General features: G+C 70.9%; 19 protein-coding genes and 1 riboswitch. Of the genes, 9 read left to right on the top strand and 10 right to left on the bottom strand.

Translation table 11 applies throughout. The features are described 5' to 3' along the window. On the top strand, window positions 1–1,521 hold the full coding sequence (locus tag FB471_RS26910; RefSeq protein ID WP_142001108.1) for an alkaline phosphatase D family protein: 1,521 nt from the start codon (window positions 1–3) through the stop codon (window positions 1,519–1,521). 4 nt (window positions 1,522–1,525) lie between these two features. On the opposite strand, the gene FB471_RS26905 is transcribed toward FB471_RS26910, so the two are convergent. Beyond that, window positions 1,526–2,053, bottom strand: coding sequence for a hypothetical protein (locus FB471_RS26905; RefSeq protein WP_142001107.1), 528 nt, complete (start codon window positions 2,051–2,053; stop codon window positions 1,526–1,528). Between the two features lie 484 nt (window positions 2,054–2,537). Between FB471_RS26905 and FB471_RS26900 the strand changes: the two genes are divergently transcribed. Beyond that, a complete protein-coding gene (locus tag FB471_RS26900; RefSeq protein ID WP_142001106.1) occupies window positions 2,538–3,767 on the top strand; it encodes an HTH domain-containing protein in 1,230 nt (409 codons plus the stop codon). A gap of 127 nt (window positions 3,768–3,894) precedes the next feature. Here FB471_RS26900 and FB471_RS26895 read toward each other — a convergent pair whose 3' ends face one another. Beyond that, window positions 3,895–4,989 (bottom strand): CapA family protein, encoded by a 1,095-nt coding sequence (locus FB471_RS26895; protein WP_425457113.1) that lies wholly within the window; start codon window positions 4,987–4,989, stop codon window positions 3,895–3,897. A gap of 132 nt (window positions 4,990–5,121) precedes the next feature. On the opposite strand from FB471_RS26895, the gene FB471_RS26890 reads away from it, so the two are divergent. The 4 genes from FB471_RS26890 to FB471_RS26875 all read left to right on the top strand — a co-directional run bounded on the left by FB471_RS26890 (window position 5,122) and on the right by FB471_RS26875 (window position 6,940). Further along, window positions 5,122–5,616 carry a DUF309 domain-containing protein gene (locus FB471_RS26890; protein WP_211358153.1) on the top strand — a complete coding sequence of 165 codons (495 nt, stop codon included), beginning with the start codon at window positions 5,122–5,124 and terminating at the stop codon, window positions 5,614–5,616. Window positions 5,617–5,696: 80 nt separating this feature from the next. Further along, window positions 5,697–6,167 carry a hypothetical protein gene (locus tag FB471_RS26885; RefSeq protein ID WP_142001104.1) on the top strand — a complete coding sequence of 157 codons (471 nt, stop codon included), beginning with the start codon at window positions 5,697–5,699 and terminating at the stop codon, window positions 6,165–6,167. A gap of 74 nt (window positions 6,168–6,241) precedes the next feature. Then, window positions 6,242–6,451, top strand: coding sequence for a dodecin family protein (locus tag FB471_RS26880; RefSeq protein WP_142001103.1), 210 nt, complete (start codon window positions 6,242–6,244; stop codon window positions 6,449–6,451). A 78-nt stretch (window positions 6,452–6,529) separates the two neighbouring features. Continuing rightward, a complete protein-coding gene (locus FB471_RS26875; RefSeq protein ID WP_142001102.1) occupies window positions 6,530–6,940 on the top strand; it encodes a hypothetical protein in 411 nt (136 codons plus the stop codon). On the opposite strand, the gene FB471_RS26870 is transcribed toward FB471_RS26875, so the two are convergent. From FB471_RS26870 to FB471_RS26855, 4 genes are read right to left on the bottom strand one after another with little or no spacing between them, the layout of a single operon-like run. Beyond that, window positions 6,937–8,424 (bottom strand): ABC transporter ATP-binding protein, encoded by a 1,488-nt coding sequence (locus FB471_RS26870; RefSeq protein WP_142001101.1) that lies wholly within the window; start codon window positions 8,422–8,424, stop codon window positions 6,937–6,939. The two genes, FB471_RS26875 and FB471_RS26870, sit on opposite strands and share 4 nt — an antisense overlap. Further along, a complete protein-coding gene (locus FB471_RS26865; RefSeq protein ID WP_142001100.1) occupies window positions 8,421–9,314 on the bottom strand; it encodes an ABC transporter permease in 894 nt (297 codons plus the stop codon). The genes FB471_RS26870 and FB471_RS26865 overlap by 4 nt, the downstream gene beginning before the upstream one ends. Further along, window positions 9,311–10,255, bottom strand: coding sequence for an ABC transporter permease (locus tag FB471_RS26860; protein WP_142001099.1), 945 nt, complete (start codon window positions 10,253–10,255; stop codon window positions 9,311–9,313). Before FB471_RS26860 ends, FB471_RS26865 begins: the two co-directional genes overlap by 4 nt. Further along, window positions 10,255–11,826, bottom strand: a complete 1,572-nt coding sequence (locus FB471_RS26855; RefSeq protein WP_142001098.1) for an ABC transporter substrate-binding protein — start codon at window positions 11,824–11,826, stop codon at window positions 10,255–10,257. The genes FB471_RS26860 and FB471_RS26855 overlap by 1 nt, the downstream gene beginning before the upstream one ends. Window positions 11,827–11,855: 29 nt before the next feature. Beyond that, window positions 11,856–12,038: riboswitch (cobalamin riboswitch) on the bottom strand. Window positions 12,039–12,342: 304 nt separating this feature from the next. Here FB471_RS26855 and FB471_RS26850 point away from each other — a divergent pair. Further along, window positions 12,343–12,960, top strand: a complete 618-nt coding sequence (locus FB471_RS26850) for a DUF742 domain-containing protein (protein ID WP_142001097.1) — start codon at window positions 12,343–12,345, stop codon at window positions 12,958–12,960. Window positions 12,961–13,036: 76 nt separating this feature from the next. After that, window positions 13,037–13,693, top strand: coding sequence for a phosphoribosyltransferase (locus FB471_RS26845; protein ID WP_142001096.1), 657 nt, complete (start codon window positions 13,037–13,039; stop codon window positions 13,691–13,693). A 9-nt stretch (window positions 13,694–13,702) separates the two neighbouring features. Here the strand turns inward: FB471_RS26845 and FB471_RS26840 are convergent, their stop codons facing one another. From FB471_RS26840 to FB471_RS26825, 4 genes are read right to left on the bottom strand one after another with little or no spacing between them, the layout of a single operon-like run. After that, window positions 13,703–14,449 (bottom strand): SDR family NAD(P)-dependent oxidoreductase, encoded by a 747-nt coding sequence (locus tag FB471_RS26840; RefSeq protein WP_142001095.1) that lies wholly within the window; start codon window positions 14,447–14,449, stop codon window positions 13,703–13,705. Between the two features lie 2 nt (window positions 14,450–14,451). Beyond that, a complete protein-coding gene (locus tag FB471_RS26835; RefSeq protein ID WP_142001094.1) occupies window positions 14,452–14,832 on the bottom strand; it encodes a hypothetical protein in 381 nt (126 codons plus the stop codon). Window positions 14,833–14,850: 18 nt separating this feature from the next. Next, a complete protein-coding gene (locus FB471_RS26830; protein ID WP_142001093.1) occupies window positions 14,851–16,032 on the bottom strand; it encodes an acyl-CoA dehydrogenase family protein in 1,182 nt (393 codons plus the stop codon). Window positions 16,033–16,054: 22 nt separating this feature from the next. Further along, window positions 16,055–16,591, bottom strand: coding sequence for a flavin reductase family protein (locus FB471_RS26825; protein ID WP_142001092.1), 537 nt, complete (start codon window positions 16,589–16,591; stop codon window positions 16,055–16,057). 81 nt (window positions 16,592–16,672) lie between these two features. On the opposite strand from FB471_RS26825, the gene FB471_RS26820 reads away from it, so the two are divergent. Continuing rightward, complete coding sequence (locus tag FB471_RS26820; protein WP_142001091.1) at window positions 16,673–17,596, top strand: LysR family transcriptional regulator; 924 nt, start codon at window positions 16,673–16,675, stop codon at window positions 17,594–17,596. The last annotated feature ends 44 nt before the right edge of the window (window positions 17,597–17,640 follow it).

The following is a 17,640-nucleotide window of genomic DNA, read 5'->3' as shown; positions in this document are numbered from 1 at the left end:
ATGCCTGACGTGCATCGGAGACTGTTCCTGGCGACCGGGATCGCCGCGGGCGGGACGCTGGCCGTGCCGGGGCTGTCCGCGGCGGGCGCGGGAACCGCCGCGCTGCGCTACCCGTTCCACCTCGGCGTCGCCTCCGGCGATCCGCGCCCGGACCGACTGGTGTTGTGGACCAGGCTGGCGACCGCGCCGCTGGACCTCGACGGCGGGATGGGCGACAAGAACATCCTGGTGGAGTGGCAGCTCGCCACCGACGAGAAGTTCGCGAACATCGCGGCCTCCGGCAACGCGGTCGCGGTTCCCGGTGAGGGGCACAGCATCCACGCGGAACCGCGGGGATTGTCCCCCGGTACCGAGTACTTCTACCGGTTCAAGGCCGGCGAGCACATTTCCCCGGTCGGCCGCACCCGCACCGCACCCGCCGCCGGCTCCGCGCCCGGCTCGCTGACCTTCGCCTTCGCGTCCTGCCAGCATTTCGAGGAAGGCTGGTATCACGCGCACCGGTTCATCGCCGAGGACGAACCGGACCTCGTGCTGTTCCTCGGCGACTACATGTACGAGAACAACTCGGGGCGCGGCAACCTCGTTCGCGGCTACGTCGAGTTCGACGAGGTCAACCGCCTGGTCGAGCATCGCCTGCGGTACGCGCAGCACAGGCTCGACCCGGACCTCAAGGCGGCGCACGCGGCGGCACCGTGGTTGCCGGTCTTCGACGACCACGAGCTGGAGAACAACTGGTGGGGCGTGAACTTCGACCAGCCCGAGCGCAAGCAACCCGCCTTCCAGGCATTCTGGGAGAACATGCCGCTGCCGCGCTCGATGAAACCGGAGAACTCGGCGATCCCGCTGTACCGCACGATCACCTGGGGCACGCTGGCCCGCTTCCACATGCTGGACACCCGGCAGTACCGGTGGAAGCAGGCGCCGAACAACAACAACACCAACTGCGGCGAGCTGCGCCGCACCGACCGCACACTCATCGGGGACGCGCAGGAGAAGTGGCTGCTGGACTCACTGACGGCGCGTGACTCCGGCTGGGACTTCCTCGGCCAGCAGGTGTTCTTCGCCCAGCGGGACGGCGACGGGCGGGCAAGCACCTGCGACGTGAGCGAGGACGCCTGGGACGGTTACCCGGCCAACCGGGAACGCATCGTGCGGGGGTGGATCGACCGGAAGGTGCGTAACCCCGTGGTGCTGACCGGTGACGTGCACCGCCACTGGGCCAGCGACCTGCGACTGAACTACCACGATCACGACTCGCCCGTGGTCGGCACCGAGCTGGTGACCACCTCGATCACCTCGCGCGGCAGCACCACGCCGCCGGACAACCTGGACGAGAACCCGCATCTGCGCTACATCGGCCACCAGCGCGGTTACGTGCGTGCCAGGGTCACCCCGGACCAGCTCACCGCCGAGTTCATGGGTGTCTCCTCGGTCCTGGTCCGCGACCCGGCCCAGGTCGAGCTTTCCGTCGTCAAACGCTTCCACGTGGCCGACGGCCTGCCCGGCCTCCAGCCCGGCTGACCGGTCAGCAGAAGATCCAGATGAAGCAGGGTTCCTCGGACTCCGTGGTCGTGGTGGTCTGCTCGGGTGGGGACGGGTCAGGCGGCGGGGGGTCGGGAGTATCGCTGCGGGCCGTGGTGCTCGGTTGTCCGGAGGTCGGGTCGGGATCCGTCGGGCTCGCCCCGGTCGAGCTCGCGGCGGCCCCGGTCGAGTTCGCGGCGGTGGCCGGTTCCGCCGAGTCGGAAGCTTGCCCGGAGCCGGAGCTGGTCCCCGTCGGCTCCGCGGGCCCGCCTTGCTCGGACTCCTCCTCGTCCGGGCCCATCGTGATCGCCGTGCGCTCCGGGAAACGGATGATGGACGGTTCGTCGAGCCCCTGGCTCTGCTCGCGATCGCCGGGCAGCGTACTGACCACGGCCGCGGCCACGCCACAGCCGAACACCACCGCGCCCATCACCGCGAGCACGCGAAGCCGGGAGCCCGGCCGGGGCGGAACGCGCTCGTCCCACCCTTCGCGCTCCAGCAGCTCGACCACGGTCACCTCGTCGTCGTTCACCCAAAGACCCCTCGAAGCTGGAACGCAGCGGATGGTATCCGTACCTTAGTCTCACCGTTTCGTGCGGGACCGGCGGTGCGCGTTCGCCGGCTCACCAGGCGGGTGTCACCGGCTGGAACTCCCGAGAAACGAGCTGTCAACTGCCTCCTGAGCCCCACACGACACCTGCCAGGCCTCCCGGCCAGGGCGGTCTGCCGACGCCGCATGTGTGTGGCGGCACTTCCGCCCCTGCGACCTCTGTCTGTCCGGTTTGGACTTGATCTCGTCGGTTCCGGTATTGGGCGATGATCCGATCCCTGGTGACGACCTTCCCGGTGCGGAAAGCGCGGGCCACGCCGACGCCGTCCGGGCCGGCGGGGAACGCGGCCATGGCCTCTTCATCCGCTGTACCCCGGTCGGCCCAGGACACGGGTACGGCGACCGGAACAACACGGGGTATGCGCCCCTAGACTGCAAGGATGTTCGACAACTCGGGGCGGACGCGATGACCCGGCCGACCGTGGGCGTGGTGGGACCGGGCGACCTCGTCGAGCAGATCGCCCCGGTGACCGAGCAGGCCGGGCGCTGCCCGGTGGTACGCGTCCCCTACCAGCACGAGAACGAGACGAGCTCCCTCGTGCGCAGGCACCACGACGAGGTCGACTGCTGGCTGTTCACCGGGATCGTGCCGCGCACCCTCGCCGAACTGGCGCGAGTCGTGGACCATCCGGCCGAGCACGTCTGCTACAGCGGGGTGACCCTGCTCAGTGTCGTGGTCCGGCTGCTGAACGAGGGGCTCTCGGTGCGCTCGCTCAGCGTGGACACCCTGGACACCGACGATGTCCGGGAGACGCTGGCGGCCGCGGGCCTCGGCGACACCCGGATCGCGGTACTCGCCTACCGCAACGGGCAGACGGCCGAGCGGTTGATCGACTTCCACCGCAACGCGCGGCACCGGTTCGGCCCGGACACCGTGGCACTGACCTGCCTCGGCTCGGCCTTCGCCGTACTCAGCCAGGAGACCCACGCCGTGCGGATGGTGCCCTCCCGCAAGGACACCCGCCACGCCGTGGGCTCGCTGCTGCTGAAGACACAGAGCCATCGGTACTCCGACGCGCAGGTGGCCGTCGGCTTCGCCCGGCTCCAGGACCCGGGCAGCACGCTGGCCCGGCTGCTCGGCGAGCTCGGTGCCAGCACCACGGCACTCGCCGACGGCCGGCTCGCCTTCGTCACCACGCGGGGACCACTCTGGGCGGTCACCAGGGGTTTCACCGGCCTGCCGATGCTCACCGAGCTGGCGGGCCACCTGACCGAGGTCCACATCGGGATCGGGATCGGCCGGACCGCGGCCGAGGGGGAGGCGCTCGCGAACACCGCCTTCGGCAGGGCCCGCGAGGCGGGCGGGTTCATCGCCGCGCTCGCCCTGCCGAACGAGGCACCGCGGGTGCTGGAGACCGGCGCGGAGGACGCCGCACCCGGCACCGCCCCCGACCTGCAGCAGCTTGCCAGCAGGGCGGGGGTCAGCAAGAACACGCTGCTCACCATCCGCTCGCTGCTGGACACCCGCGGTGGCCGTGGGCTGACCGCCCAGGACGTGGCCACCGCCTTCGGGGTGCACGAGCGCACCGCGCGCCGGATGGTCAAGCAGTTGGAACGGGCGGGCATCGCGGTGGTGAGCGGGCGGCGGATCAACGGCCCCGGCAGGCCGCTGATGGTCTACGACCTGCGCCTGTAGCGGCACTTCCACACCCAGCGAGCCCCCACCCGCCAGCAAGACCCTGAACGTGGCGTTCGAGACGCTCAGCGTCGCGAACGGCACTTTTGGGACGTCTGACGTCCTGAAAGCCACGTTCAGGGATTGGTTAGGATCCGGGGCGGGTGAGGCCGTCCTCAGCGCCGCCACGGCTGAGCACCACCTCGTCGATCCGGTCCAACGCCTCGGTGTTCCGCTCGCTCGGCCCCGCCCTGCCCAGGTCGACCAGCCGGATCGGCGGCCCGAGCTCGATCAGGGTCGGCACGTACTCGGCTTGCTCCACCCGCCAGCCGCCGGCTTCCCTGGTGAACCGGAAACTCGCCGCGATGCCCTCCTCGGAGACGCCCCTCGGTTCGGCATGCCTGGCCACGTGGTTACCGAGCCCGTAGGCGACCCACTCGCCGTCGATCCGCTCGATCGGCTGCACCACATGCGCGTGGTGGCCGAGGATCAGGTCGATCGAGTCCTCGCCCAGCAACCGCTCGGCGAGCCGCCGCTGCTCGGCGGTCGGCGCGTGCCGGTACTCGGTTCCCCAGTGCAGGCTGGCGATCACCACCTCGGCGCCGGCCGCGCGGGTCGCCTCGGCCGCGGCGATCACCTCCTCGGCGTCCAGCCGGTTCGCCATCCACGGCTTGCCCTCCGGCAGCTCGTAGCCGTTGAAGCCGAAGGTGAAGGACACCTGCCCCACCGTGACCCCGTTCACGTCGAGCACCAACGGGGTGTCCGCCTCCTGCTCGGTACGCGCGGAGCCGGTGTGCCGGATACCCGCCTCGTCCAGCGTGTCCAGCGTGCGCCGCACCCCGTCCGCGCCCTGGTCCAGGGTGTGGTTGGAGGCCGTCGAGCAGGAGTCGTAGCCGGTGTCGGCGAGCGCACCGGCCAGCTCCGGCGGCGCGTTGAAGGACGGGTAGCCGCTGAACTCCCCGCCGTCCTCGGCCAGCGGCACCTCGAGATGACAGATCGCCAGGTCGGCGGCGGACACCACCGGCCGCACACCCCCGAACAGCGGCCGGTAGTCGCGCTCGAGCCCGGCCTCGGCGTCCCGCTCGGCCTGCTCGGTCAACGCCGGGTGGATCAGCACGTCGCCGGTGGCCAGCACGGTGAAGGAATCGGCGGGACCGGTGGTGGTCGTGGCGGCCTGCCCGGGCGGCTCGTTCCGCTCCGCTGCCGGCTCGGACACGCCGGTACAGGCGGCGGCGCCGAGCATGGTCACGCCGAGTACAGCGGCGAGGGGACGCCTCACGTCATCTCCCAGGGTCGGGCCGATCGGGTTCGGGCACATACTCCACTATCGGGTGAGGCCGCCGAACACCCCCGGCAACATGGGAGGATCGAAGCCGTGCCTAGGAAACGGGATCGAGACGAGGAAGGGCGCGCGCGCAACGCCCGGCCGCGGGACGGGCTCGGCAGGCCGTTGCCCTACGATGCCGCGGGGGTCGAGCGGCAACCGGAGGGGATCGAACGCTCCCCCGCGGAGACCGTGGCCGAGGCGCAGCGCCTGCTGGGCGAGGGCAAGCCCTTCCACGCGCACGAGGTGTTCGAGGACGCGTGGAAGTCGGGGCCGAAGCGGGAGGAGGGCCTGTGGCGAGGCCTGGCCCAACTGGCCGTCGGCGTCACACACGCGGCGCGCGGCAACACCACCGGCGCCGCCTCGCTGCTGCGCAGAAGCGCGGACAACATCGAGCCGTTCGCGAGCGAGGCACCGCACGGCATCGACGTCGCCGGTCTGTGCCGCTGGGCCCGCTCCCTCGCCGCGGACGTCGAGGCGGGCGAGCACCCCACCTCCGCGGCCGCGATGACCCCGGACCTGCGTGCCGCCGACACTGTCGAGTGACATCCGGATAGGCGAGTTGCCATCACCGGTTCGGGCGGTGAACGGTGTTCGCCGACCACACCTGGTGCTGCACTGAGACGATGGACACAGCAGCCCGAACCCCAAAGTTCCGCACGTTCACGGCACTCGTCGCGACAGCGATCGGGTGCGCCCTCCTCACGGCCACACCGGCCACGGCAGCGCCCGCCGGTTCCGCCGCACCGACCCAGCAGGTCACCCAGTTCACCCCCAAGCAGAAGGTGAAGGTCAAGGCGAAGGTCGACAAGAAGACGGTCAAGGCCAACGGCAAGGTCAAGGTCGACGGCCGCTTCGACCTCGCGAAGGGCGACCTCGCCACGGACGCACTCACCGGCGGGGTGACCAAGGTCCACCTGCAACAGCAGCTCTCCACCGGCCTCTGGGTGGACCTGCGCTCCGCGCCGTGCCGGCCGAGTGGCACCTTCAGCTTCAACCTGAAGATCGCCACCACGGTGACCGTCCGCGTGTACCACCCGGAGACCACCATCTACACCTCGGCGTCCTCGGAACTGTTCACCATCATCGCGCTGTGACGCTCGCCGGTTTGCCGAGGCGGAAATTGAGGTACCCCCTACCCGGCAATGGAACCGACCGGCAAGGAGCGAGAATGGCTTCGGTGGCACGGGTAACCGAGATCAGCGCGGTCTCCGAGCAGAGCTTCGAGGACGCCATCAAGGTCGGCGTGCAGCGAGCCGCGGAGACCTTGCGTGGCTTGAAATCCGCATGGGTGAAGGAGCAGGAAGTCCAGATCGGCGAGAACGGCGGCGTCAGCGGCTACAAGGTGCACCTGCTGGTGACCTTCGCGCTGGAGAGCTGACTTTCACCACGTCGGCGGGTAACCGAACGGCTCCTGGATGCGACAATCCGGTTGGCGGACGATCGGAGGGAGCGCATCATGACCCGGTTGGCACTCCTGATCGCCGTCGCGGCGGCGGTGGTCTTCGGCTGCGCCTCCAGCCAGGCGCCCCAGGGACCACCACCGCCCGCGCCGGACCCGCAGGCGGTGCCGGGGCCACACACCATCCACGTCACCGTCTCCGGACCGGACGACACCGTGATGCGGGTCGCCAGGGCGGGGACCCAGACCCAGGTCGAGTTGCGGGGCGAGCCCTTCGAGTACGAGTTCACCGAGGAGCGCGACCGGCTCGGCGAGCTGGGCATCGCGGTGTACGCCCGCAGCGCCTCCCCCGGCCAGGTGCACTGCGGGATCACGGTGAACGGCGAGGTGGTGGCCGAGCAGTCCGCGCGGGAACCCGGAGCCGACGGGTTCGCCACGGTGGGCTGCACGATCCCGATCAGCGCCTAAAGCTCCAGCGTTCTGTCCACATAGGTCGCCAGCCGGGCGAGATCGTGGCTGACCACGGCGAGCGCGATCCCGTTGTCCGCCGCCTCCCGCAGCAGTGCCGCGATCTCCGCGGCGGTGGTGCTGTCCAGGCTCGCGGTCGGCTCGTCGGCGACGATCAGCGCGGGCTCGGCGATCAACGCGCGCACCAGCGCCACCCGCTGCGCCTGCCCGAGCGAGAGCTGCCCCGGCAGCGCGGTCACGTCCAGCCCGTCCAGCCCCACCGGCTCGAGGGCCTGCCGGGCCCTGCGCTTGCGCTCGGCGGCCGGCAGCGGGCCGCGGGCGAGCACCAGTGGCTCGGTGATCGAACGCCACAGCGACCAGCGCCGGTCCAGGCTGCCCCTGGGGTCCTGGAACACCGGCATCACATAACCGGGCCGGGGCAGCACCGGCCGGGACCGCCTGCGCGGCCATGCCTCGATGCCCGCGAACCGCACGCTGCCGCTGTCCGGCCGCTCCATCCCGCCGAGCAGCCGCAGCAGGGTGGACTTGCCCGCCCCGGAAGGACCGACAACGCCGAGGACCTGCCCGGCCGCGATCTCGGCCGAGACGCCGTCCACCGCGCGCACCCGCGCCCCACCGTGGCCGTAGTACCTGCGCACGTCCCGCACGGACACCACGACCGGCTCGCCCGCGCCCGGCTCACCGGACCCGGCCGGCTCGGCGGGCCGGTCGACCGGCTCGGGGGCCTCGGGGGCTTCCGTGGGTGCCGCGGCCACCAGCCTGCGGGCCGGTGAGCTGCACGGGACGGCCAGCACGCGGTCGGCGGTGCCCTCCTCCGCCAGTACCCCCTCGTGCAGCACCACCACCCGGTCGGCGTACTCGGCCACCAGCCGCAGGTCATGGCTGACCAGCAGTAGGGAGCGGCTGGCCCGGCGCAGCGTGCGGAGCGCGTCCCTGGCCAGCATCGCGTCCAGCGCGCTGGTCGGTTCGTCGGCGATGGTGAGCGGCGGTGAGTGCGCGGTGGCCGCGGCGACCGTGGCCCGTTGCAGCATGCCGCCGGAGAACTGGTGCGGGTGGTACCCCGCCCGCTCCGCGGGGTCCGGGATGCCCAGCGCCCCGAGCCGCTCGGCCACCTCGGCTCGGCCCGGCCGCATGCGGTGCGCGAGCCATGCCTCCGCGACATGGTGCCCGACCGTCCGAAGTGGATCGCAGGCGGAGTACGGATCCTGCCCGACATAGCCGAGGACCCGCCCGCGCAGGGCACGCAGCTCCGCCCGCGGGGCGCCGAGCACATCCCGCCCGGCCACCGACACCACTCCCGAGATCCCCGTCCCCGGCGGCAACAGGCCCAGCACGGCACGGACAAGGGTGGTCTTGCCGCAGCCGGACTCGCCGACCAGGCCCACGCACTCACCCTGCTCCACCCGCAGGTCCACCTCGTGCAGCGCGGTGGTACCGGCCGCGTACCGCACCGACAGCCCGCGAATCTCCAGCGCCGCCTTCATAGCCGCCCCGCCGGATCGGTGCAGTCCCGCAACGCATCGCTGATCAGCGTGGCGCCCGCGATGCACAGCACGATGCCGAGACCGGGCCCGATCAGCAGCCAGGGCGCCACCGCGTAGCTCGCCCTGCTCTCCGCGATCATGTTCCCCCATTCCGCGGCAGGCGGCTGCGCGCCGAGGCCGAGGAAGGACAGGCTCGCCAGGAACAGCACGATCTCCCCGAGGTTCAGCGTGGCCGCGATCAGCACTTGCACCACTGTCCCCGGCAGCACATGGCCCACGGCGGCCCGCAGCGGCCCGGCGCCCGCCATCCTGGCCGCGATCACCTCCGGGCGCTGGGCACTGCCGAGCGTGTGCGCACGGGCCAGCTTCGCCAGCCGAGCCCACTCGGTGAGGCACATGGCCAGGATCAGCGTGCCGAACCCCGGTCCGAGCGCGCCGATCACGGCCAGGCTGAGCACCAGCGAGGGCAGGCCGAGCAGAATGTCGACAAATCGGTTGAGCACCAGGTCGAACACCCCGCCGAGCAACCCGGCCGCCGCGCCCAGCAGCAGGCCGACCAGGGTGCTGATGGTGAACACCAGCAGCGCCGCGCCGAGGGAGTTGTACGCCCCGGCCACGGTGCGGGCGAAGGAGTCCCGGCCGGCGTGGTCGGTACCGAGCCAGTGTTCCCAGCTCGGCGCCGCGAGCTGGTTGGCGTAGTCGGTGGCGGCCGGGTCCCGCGCCAGCAGCGGGCCGGCCGCCGCGAGCAGGACGACCGCCGCCAGGCACCCGAGTCCGACCTGGAACGCGCGATGCGCCAGCAACCTGCGCCCCAGGCCCTGCGGCACCCCGACCGGCCGCGGTGCCGGACCGAGGCCGGCGATCCTGGCGATCGTACCCGGCACGCTCATCGGCGCCTCCCGGTGCCGCGCAGCCGCGGGTCCAGCGCCCGCAGCAGCAGATCCACCACCAGGCTGACCAGCACGAAGGCGGCCACCGCGAGCAGCGCGAACCCGGCGACCGCCGGCATGTCCCGCGCGTGAATCGACTCGATCACGTAGCTGCCGAGTCCCGGCCAGGTGAACACGGCTTCCACGATCGGCGTCCCGCCGAGGAAATACGCGGCGCTCACTCCCACGACGGTGAGGAACGGTGGCAGCGAGTTCGGCAGCAGGTGCACGAGTAGCTGGCGGAGCGGCCCGGCGCCGCGAGCGGCGCTCACGTCCAGATGCGGCGCGGCCCTGGCCTCCAGCACGCTCGCGCGCAGCACCCGCGACCAGGAGCCCGCCGAGATCAGGGCCAAGGTGAACGCGGGCAGCCCGACCGTGGCCAGGGTGCCGTCGCTGATCACCCTGCCCATCCCGAGCTGGACCACCACCACGTCCAGCAGCAGCACGCCGACCAGGAACCCGGGCACCGCCACCATGGCCAGCGCGACGGTCCTGCTCATCGCGTCCGGCCACCGGCGTGGAGCCGCCGCGGCGACCAGGCCGAGCACCAGCGCGATCCCGATGGCGAACACCAGCGCCACGCCGGTGAGCAGCAGGGTGGACGGCAGCCGGGCGGCGAACTCCTCGGCGACCGGGCGCCCGGTGCGCCAGGAGACACCGAGGTCCCCCCGCACCGCCCCGAGCAGCCACCGCGCGAACCGGGCAGGCAACGGTTCGTCCACCCCGAGTTCGGCACGGGTGGCCTCGATCAGCGCGGGATCGGGATCGGTGCGGCCACGTGCGGCCAGCACATGCATCGCCGGGTCACCGGGAGCCACGTTCAGCAGCAGCCAGATCGCGACGCTCCCGCCGAACAGCGTGACCAGTGCCTGCGCCGTCCGGCTCGCGAACGAGGCCAGCATCAGCCGGTGGGTGCCGTGCGCGCGTCCACCCAGAGCAGCATCGGGTTGGGCTCGTAGTCCTTCATCCGCGGCCCGCCCACCGCATTCGGCAGCCGCATCCCGAGGTAGACCACGTGGGCCCGCTCGCCGATCCGGCGCTGGATCGAGCGCAGCAACTCGTGCCGCCGCTGCTCGTCGAGCTCCACGCTGAGCTCCCCGATCATCGCGTCCAGCTCGGGATCGGCGATCCCACCGCGGTTCTTCAGCGAGTCCGTCAGGTAGTAGTCCCGCAACCGGATGATCGGGTCCCCGGAGAAGGACACCATCTGGGCGCCGGAGATGCCCGCCTGCCAGCCGTCGGTCTCGTTCAACGTGGCGGTGATGTCCGGCACCGAGCGTACGGTGACCTCGACGCCGACGGCCTTCAGCTGGGACTGCATCGCGACCGCGAGGGCCTCCGAGTCCGGCTGCTGCGGGTAGGTGACCACCTCGAAGGTCAGCGGCTCACCGTCCTTGACCCGGACGCCGTCCGGCCCGGCGACCCAGCCCGCCTCGTCCAGCACGGCCCTGGCCGCCGCCAGGTCGGTCTGTTGGGTCCGCACCGCATACGGCATGCTGTCGCCGTAGATGCCGGTGGCCGGCTCGTACAGCCCGTTCATCACCTCGTCGGCGATCTGCCGGTAGTCCACCGCCTGCTGCACGGCCTTGCGCACGGCCCGATCGTCGAAGGGTGCCCGGCGCTGGTTGAAGTACAGCGCGAAGGTCGGGCTGCGCGGGGTGCTGGTGAGATAGAAGGCGTCGGTGCTGCCCTCCAGGGTCTTGCCCATCGCCGTCGGCGGGTAGAGCGCCAGATCGGCCTCACCGTTACGCACCGCGAGCAGGCGGGCCTGCGCGTCCTCGATGAAGCGGATCGAGTAGTCATCCAGCGCGGGCCGGCCGTCCCAGTAATCGGGGTTCGGCTCCAGCTTCATAATCTCGCTGTCCAGACTGCGCACGACGTACGGGCCGGTGTAGAGCTCGGCCTCGAGCAGCGCCGCCGGGTCGCCCTTGGCCCGGTCGTAGGCGGCCTGGTCGTACACCTTGAACATGGACTCCTCGGCGAGGATGTTCGGCATGTTCGGGACCGGCTCGGTCGTGGTGATCGACACCTGGAGCGGGCCGGTGGCCGACACCGTCGCCCCGGGCAGCGCGGCTCGCACCGAGGGATCCTCCCGCAGCTGGTAGCGCAGGCAGGCGACCAGCGCCTCGGCGTCCAGTTCGGTGCCGTTCTGGAAGGTGATGCCCTCGTTCAGGGCGAGTTCCCAGGTGGTGGGCGAGGTGTTGCGCAGGTCGGTGGCCAGCCACGGGTCCGGCTTGCCGTCGAAGGTGGGCCGCAGGAGCAGCTCGGAGTAGCCGAACTCGTTGCCCCAGAAGCCGTTGTCCAGCGGGTCCAGATCGGAGATCTCGAAGCTGGTGGTGATCGTCAACGCCCGGCCGTCCGCAACGCCTCCTTCGCTCCCGGTGGTCGCGCACCCGGTGAGCACGAGCAGCGCGGCCAGTACCGCGGCGATCCCCGGTCTCCCGGCCCTGGTCGCGGGTATGAAGCGGCTCATTCGGTCGGCCTCCAGCACCTCGTGGATGACATGTCCGTGCTGCCGTGGCCGGTCTCCTGGCTGACGAGTCGGCGTCACCGCTCCCCTTCCCGGGTCACAGCTGCCCAGTGGGTCCCGCGAACAGCGGGCCGAGCGACGACTTCTCGATCACAGTGGCGAGGGCCGCGCCGGTGTCTCACCGGCTTCCCGTGCACCACGGCGCGCTCAAGTTAGCCGACCCGCACCGGGGAAGCAACGTGATCGACAACGCCCTTCCCGGCAGGTTCACAATTTTCCACCAGCCAATCGTCATGGTCAAAAATTTCCACTGTCGCTGATAGCGGCCGGAGTGACACCGCGAGTCACCTGATCAGCCCGATTAATCGGGAAGACCGGTAGATCCGCTCATAATTAGCCGGACTGGCCCTTGTGATCAGGACCGGGGACACATACCGTCGCGCCAGTCGGGCAGATACGGACGGTGAGGCGGTACACCGGTGAGGGGCGGATAACAAGAGTGTCACCTCCGGAGCACGCATGAGCACGCACAAGCGGAAGAACGCGCTCTTCCGACCGCTCTCCTTCGACGGCTGGGGCGACTACCAGCAGTGGGCAGAGCACGACTTCCAGCCGCGCGACCCCGAGGACGAGTCCGACGAATCGGAAACCGAGCGCGGCCCGGGCGCCCGGACCGCGACCGCCACCGCACCCGCCGAACAACGGATCCCGAGTCCCCCTCCCCCGTGGCCGGAGTCTGATGTGGACAGTCAAGCACCCGAGCCGGAGGAGGTCGAGGAGGACCACGACTTCATCCGCGCCCGCCCGTACGTGCGCACCGGTGGCCGCGCGAAAGCCACCTATGACCTGCGGCTGGAGACGATGGTGTCCTCCACCAGGCTGCACGAGTCGCCGCGCGCGATGCACCAGCCGATGACCGCCGACCACCGGACGATCTGCACCCTGTCCCAGCACCCGCAGTCCGTCGCGGAGATCGCCGCCCGGATCAAGGCCCCACTCGGCGTCGCCAGGATCCTGATCAGCGACGCCATCGACATGGGGCTGCTGATGATCCACGAGAACGCGCCGATGGCCAACGGGCGCCCGCCGCTGGAGCTGCTCAAACGCGTGCACGACGGGCTGCTGCGCCTGGCCTGATACTACGCTGCCACTACCCTGTACGGGAGGATTGCCGCTCGCCGGCGGTGGGTACCTCGCAGGGTAGGAGGCGCTCATGTCACGTACCGCAGCAAGCCACGGCACGTTCGCCGACCGGCACCAGGCCGGACGTCGCCTCGCCGCACTGCTGGCCGAGCGTTCCTGGACCGACCCGCTGGTGCTCGGCCTGGCCAGGGGTGGGGTACCGGTCGCCGCCGTGATCGCGGCGGAGCTGGGCGCGGCCCTGGACGTGGCGGTGGCCAGGAAGATCGGGGCGCCGGGTCGGCCGGAGTTCGGGGTGGGCGCGGTGACCGCGTCCGGGCCCGCGTACTTCGACCCCGAGGCGCTGCGCAAGCTCGGGCTCACCGAGGGCGAACTGGCGGAGTCCTGTGCCGAGGAACGAGCCGAGGCACGCCGCAGGGTCGAGCGTTACCAGCGTGGCAGGCAGCCGTGGCACCGGCAGGGCCGGGACGTGATCGTGGTGGACGACGGCCTCGCCACCGGAGTCACCGCGACCGCCGCCCTTCGTGCGCTGCACGCCGCCGGGCCGCGCCGGCTGGTGTTCGCCGCCCCGGTCTGCGCCCCCGGGGCGCCGGAGCACCTGCGCGGCGATGCCGACGAGGTCGTCTGCCTTACGGAGCCGGAGAACTTCATGGCGGTCGGCCAGTGGTACCGCGACTTCCGGCAGACCAGCGACGACGAGGTGGTCGCGCTGCTCGACGCCGCGAGCTGACACCGGCGTTCAGCGCATGAACACTCCGCCGTTGATGTCCACCGTGGTACCGGTCAGGTAGCCGGACCGCTCGGCGCACAGGTGCGCGACCAGCGCGGCCACCTCCCCGGCCGTGCCCAGCCTGCCGACCGGGATCGTGGCCGCCGCACGTTCCAGCTCGGCCTCGTCCATATCGTCCATCACCGGCGTGCGCACGGCGGCCGGGGCCACCGCGTTCACCGTCACCCCGGAGGCGGCGAGATCCCGCGCGAAGATCTTGGTCAGCACCAGTACCCCGGCCTTGGCCGCGGCGTAGTGCGCCCCGGCGACCAACCCGCCCTGCTGCCCGGCGAGCGAGGCCATGTTCACGATCCGACCCCACCCCCGCTCCCGCATCGCGGGCGCGCAACGCCGGGTGGCGATCAGCACGCTGCGCAGGTTGGTGCCGAGCACCGCGTCCCACTCCTCGAGCTCGATGTCCCACACCGACCCCGTCGCGGTCCGCGCCGCGTTGTTCACCAGGATGTCCGGCGCGTGCCAGCGCGTCTCGAGCTCGGTCAGCGCCGCGTCCACGCCCGCCGCGTCGTTCACGTCCGCGGCCAGCGGCACCGCCGTACCGGACTCCGGATCCAGCTCCTCGGCCAGCCTCACCGCGCCCGCCTCGTCCAGGTCGAGCACCGCGACGCGCGTGCCGCCCGCGTGCAGTTCCCGCGCGATCGCGGCACCGAGGCCGCGAGCCGCCCCGGTGACCAGCGCGACCCGGTCCCGCCCCGGCATGGTCACTCGTTCCCGAAGAACAGCGGCCTGCCGATCCGGGCCTCGATCTTGAGGTACTTCCACAGCTTCGCCGTGCCGACCTCGGTGCTGCGCACGATGTCGCAGACCCTGGTCACCAGCTCGTAGTCCGGGACGTCGGCCAGGATGTACGCGGTCCACGGGTAGCCGTCGGCGGGCCCGACGACCAGCTCGTCGTCGTCCATCGTGCCCAGTACCCGCACCCCGAACCGGCCGTGCAGGTCGGCGAACGCCTCGTTGATCGCGGTGAACACCGCCTTGCGCTCCTGCGCCTCGGCGGCGAAGAAGGCGTCCCGCACCCCGATGCAGAACAGCACCCGCAAGGCTCCGCGGCCGGTGTCACGATAGGTGTCCGCTACCGACATTCGGGTTTCCTTCCCTGGTCAGGTCGACGGTGCCAGCTCGACGTCGAGCGCGGTCGCGCCGATCAGTTCCTTCGCGGCGTAGTTGGCGAACGGCATGAACAGGCCCGCCTGCACGTCCCGCCACATCCGTTCGAACGGCAGCTTACGGACATAGGACGCCCCACCGACGGCGTCCACGAGCTTGCTGAAGATCTCGGTGGCGTTGTTGGTGCAGACGTACTTCACCAGCGCGCACCTGGACAGTCCTTCTTGGACGGTCAACTCCTCGAGCGCGCGGCGGGAGCCGAACTCGTCCGCGTGCCGGTACAGCACCGAACGCGAGCTCTCCAGCAGGATCTCGCACTCGGCCACGGTGTCCTGCACCCGCGTGGAGGTGGCGAGCCCGCGCCGGATGACCTGCCGCTTCGCCCAGTCCAGCGCGCCCGCGGCGACTCCACTGTAGACAGCCCCGAAGGCGGGCATGGCCCAGGCGAACACGGTCTCCATCACGCGAGCGTCCAGGTACCCCACCGGAAGGCTGTGCACCAGCGACTCGTCCGGAACGAAAAGGTCCTTGTACTCCACGTCGTTGCTCTGGGTAGCCCGCATGCCCATCATGTCCCAGGTCTGGTGGATGGTCACCGCCGGGTCGTCCAGCGCCACCCGGAACAGCATCAGCCGCGGGCCGAGCTCCGGGTCCTCGTAGCGTGCCGTGGTGGAGCAGTGCGTGGCGACCGAGGTGTTGGTGCCGAAGTTCTTCCTGCCGTTCAGCAGGTAGCCACCTTCCACCCTGCTCGCCGTGGTCCGCGCGTCGGTCATCAGGTTCGGGGTACCGATCTCACTGGTCACCGCGGCCCAGACGAGCTTGTCCTCGGCCGCGAGCCGGAGGAACTTCGCCAGCCGCTCGTCCCCGGTACGCCGCCAGACCGAGGACCACTGGCCCAGCGGGGAGATGTGCATGTTCACCGCGAGCGCGGTTGCCCCGTCCCCCATCGCCAGTCGCTCGATCGCGGGCAGGATGTCGGCCATGCCGCCACCCAGACCGCCGAGCTCCTCGGGCAGCGAGATCCGCAGGAAACCGGCCTCGCGCATGTCCTCGTAGTTCTCGTACGGAAAGCTGTTGTCCCGGTCGTGCTCGGCGGCCCGCTCGGCGAACCGGTCGGCGAGCCCCGCCGCCATGTCCACGAACTCACGCTGGCGGTCGGTCAGGCATCGCTTCACGCGACCCTCCTTGCCTAGGTAGCTACTGGTACTTACCGTGCCGTGGCCCGTACGCACGAGCGCGGTAGGTGAGGTCGGGCAGGTCGCGGTCGTCCGGCGCGACGGCGGCGACCACCCGCCCGAACACCACCACATGCGTACCGACCACCGTGGATTCGCTGACCTCGCAGTCGAAGACCGCGGGGGCGTCCGGCAGCACGGGCGAGCCGGTGCGCAGCGCGCGCCACTCGCCGCCGAACTGGTACCGGGACTCGGTGCGGCCCGCGAAGTCGTCGGCCAGCGCCCGCCTGTCCTCGCCGAGCACGTTCACCGCGAAGCACCCGTTGACCGCGACCGCGTCGCTGACCGGCGTGTGCTGGTACAGGCAGGCCAGCAGCACGGGTGGGTCGGCACACACCGAACTGACCGCGCTCACCGTCTGTCCGAATCGGCCCGCGGGGCCGTTCGTCGCGAGGATGGTGACCGAGGTGGTCATCCGGGACATCGCCGCCACGTAGTCGGATCGTAGGCTCGAGCTCCCCTCCTGCGGCAGCTCGATCCGCGGCACGCTCACGCTCATCGGGGAAATCTTGACCGTATCGCTACCCGCAATCAAGAAGTACTTATTGTTGAACTAGATCGCGAAACGTAATGTAGCCGCATGACCGGCCGGCCCGCCTTCAGCCTCGTCCAGCTCGAATACTTCGTCGCCGCCGCGGAAGCCGGCACCATGTCGCTCGCCGCGGAGCGCCTGCACACTACCCAGTCGGCGCTGTCCTCGGCGATCATCCGGCTCGAGCGGCAGCTCGGCTGCCAGCTGTTCGTCCGGCACCACGCGCGGGGTATCTCACTCACCTCGGCGGGCAGGCCGCTGCTGGCCAGCGCCCGCGCCGTACTGCGGCAGGTGGACGACCTGGTGGGCGACAGCCGGACACTGCAGGACGAGATCAGCGGGACGCTGGATGTCGGCTGTTTCGTGACCCTGGTGCCCTTTCTCATCCCACCCGCCCTGCGCAGGCTGCGCGAGCAGCACCCGGAACTGACCGTGCGGGTACAGGAAGCCGACACCCATCAGCTGTTCGACAGCCTGCGCGAGGGCCTTTCCGAGCTGGTCCTCAGCTACGACATCGGGCTCGGCGACGACCTCGAGTTCGAACCGCTCGCCGAGCTGCGGCCGTACGCCCTGGTCGCCGCGGACGATCCGCTGGCCGGTGCGGAGTCGGCCACGCTGGCCGACCTGGCCCGTCGCCCGCTGGTGTTGCTCGACCTGGTGGAGCCCGGGCTGTTCGTGCGCAACCTGCTGAGCGAGGTACTGCCCAGCATCCCGAGCATCGTGCCGACCACCAGCTTCGAGGGCATGCGGGCGCTGGTGGCCGCCGGGATGGGCTTCACCATCCTGAACCAGCGGGTGGCCACCCCGATCACCTACGACGGCGGCGAGGTGCATCCGCTGGAGATCGAGGACGACATCCCGAGTATCCGGATCGGGGTGGTCACCGCGCGGGCGAGCCGGCCGACTCGCCGGGCGCAGACCCTCGTCGAGACCCTGCGACAGTTACGACCGGGTCCGCCCAGCGGACCGTGAAGCTTTTCCAAGTCAGGTCGGCTCCTTACGTTTTCCGTCACGGA

It is taken from the genome of Amycolatopsis cihanbeyliensis (assembly GCF_006715045.1).
Lineage (GTDB): Bacteria > Actinomycetota > Actinomycetes > Mycobacteriales > Pseudonocardiaceae > Amycolatopsis > Amycolatopsis cihanbeyliensis.
The sequence above is the reverse complement of the archived record's forward strand: the minus strand, read 5'-3'. Positions and strand labels throughout refer to the sequence as shown.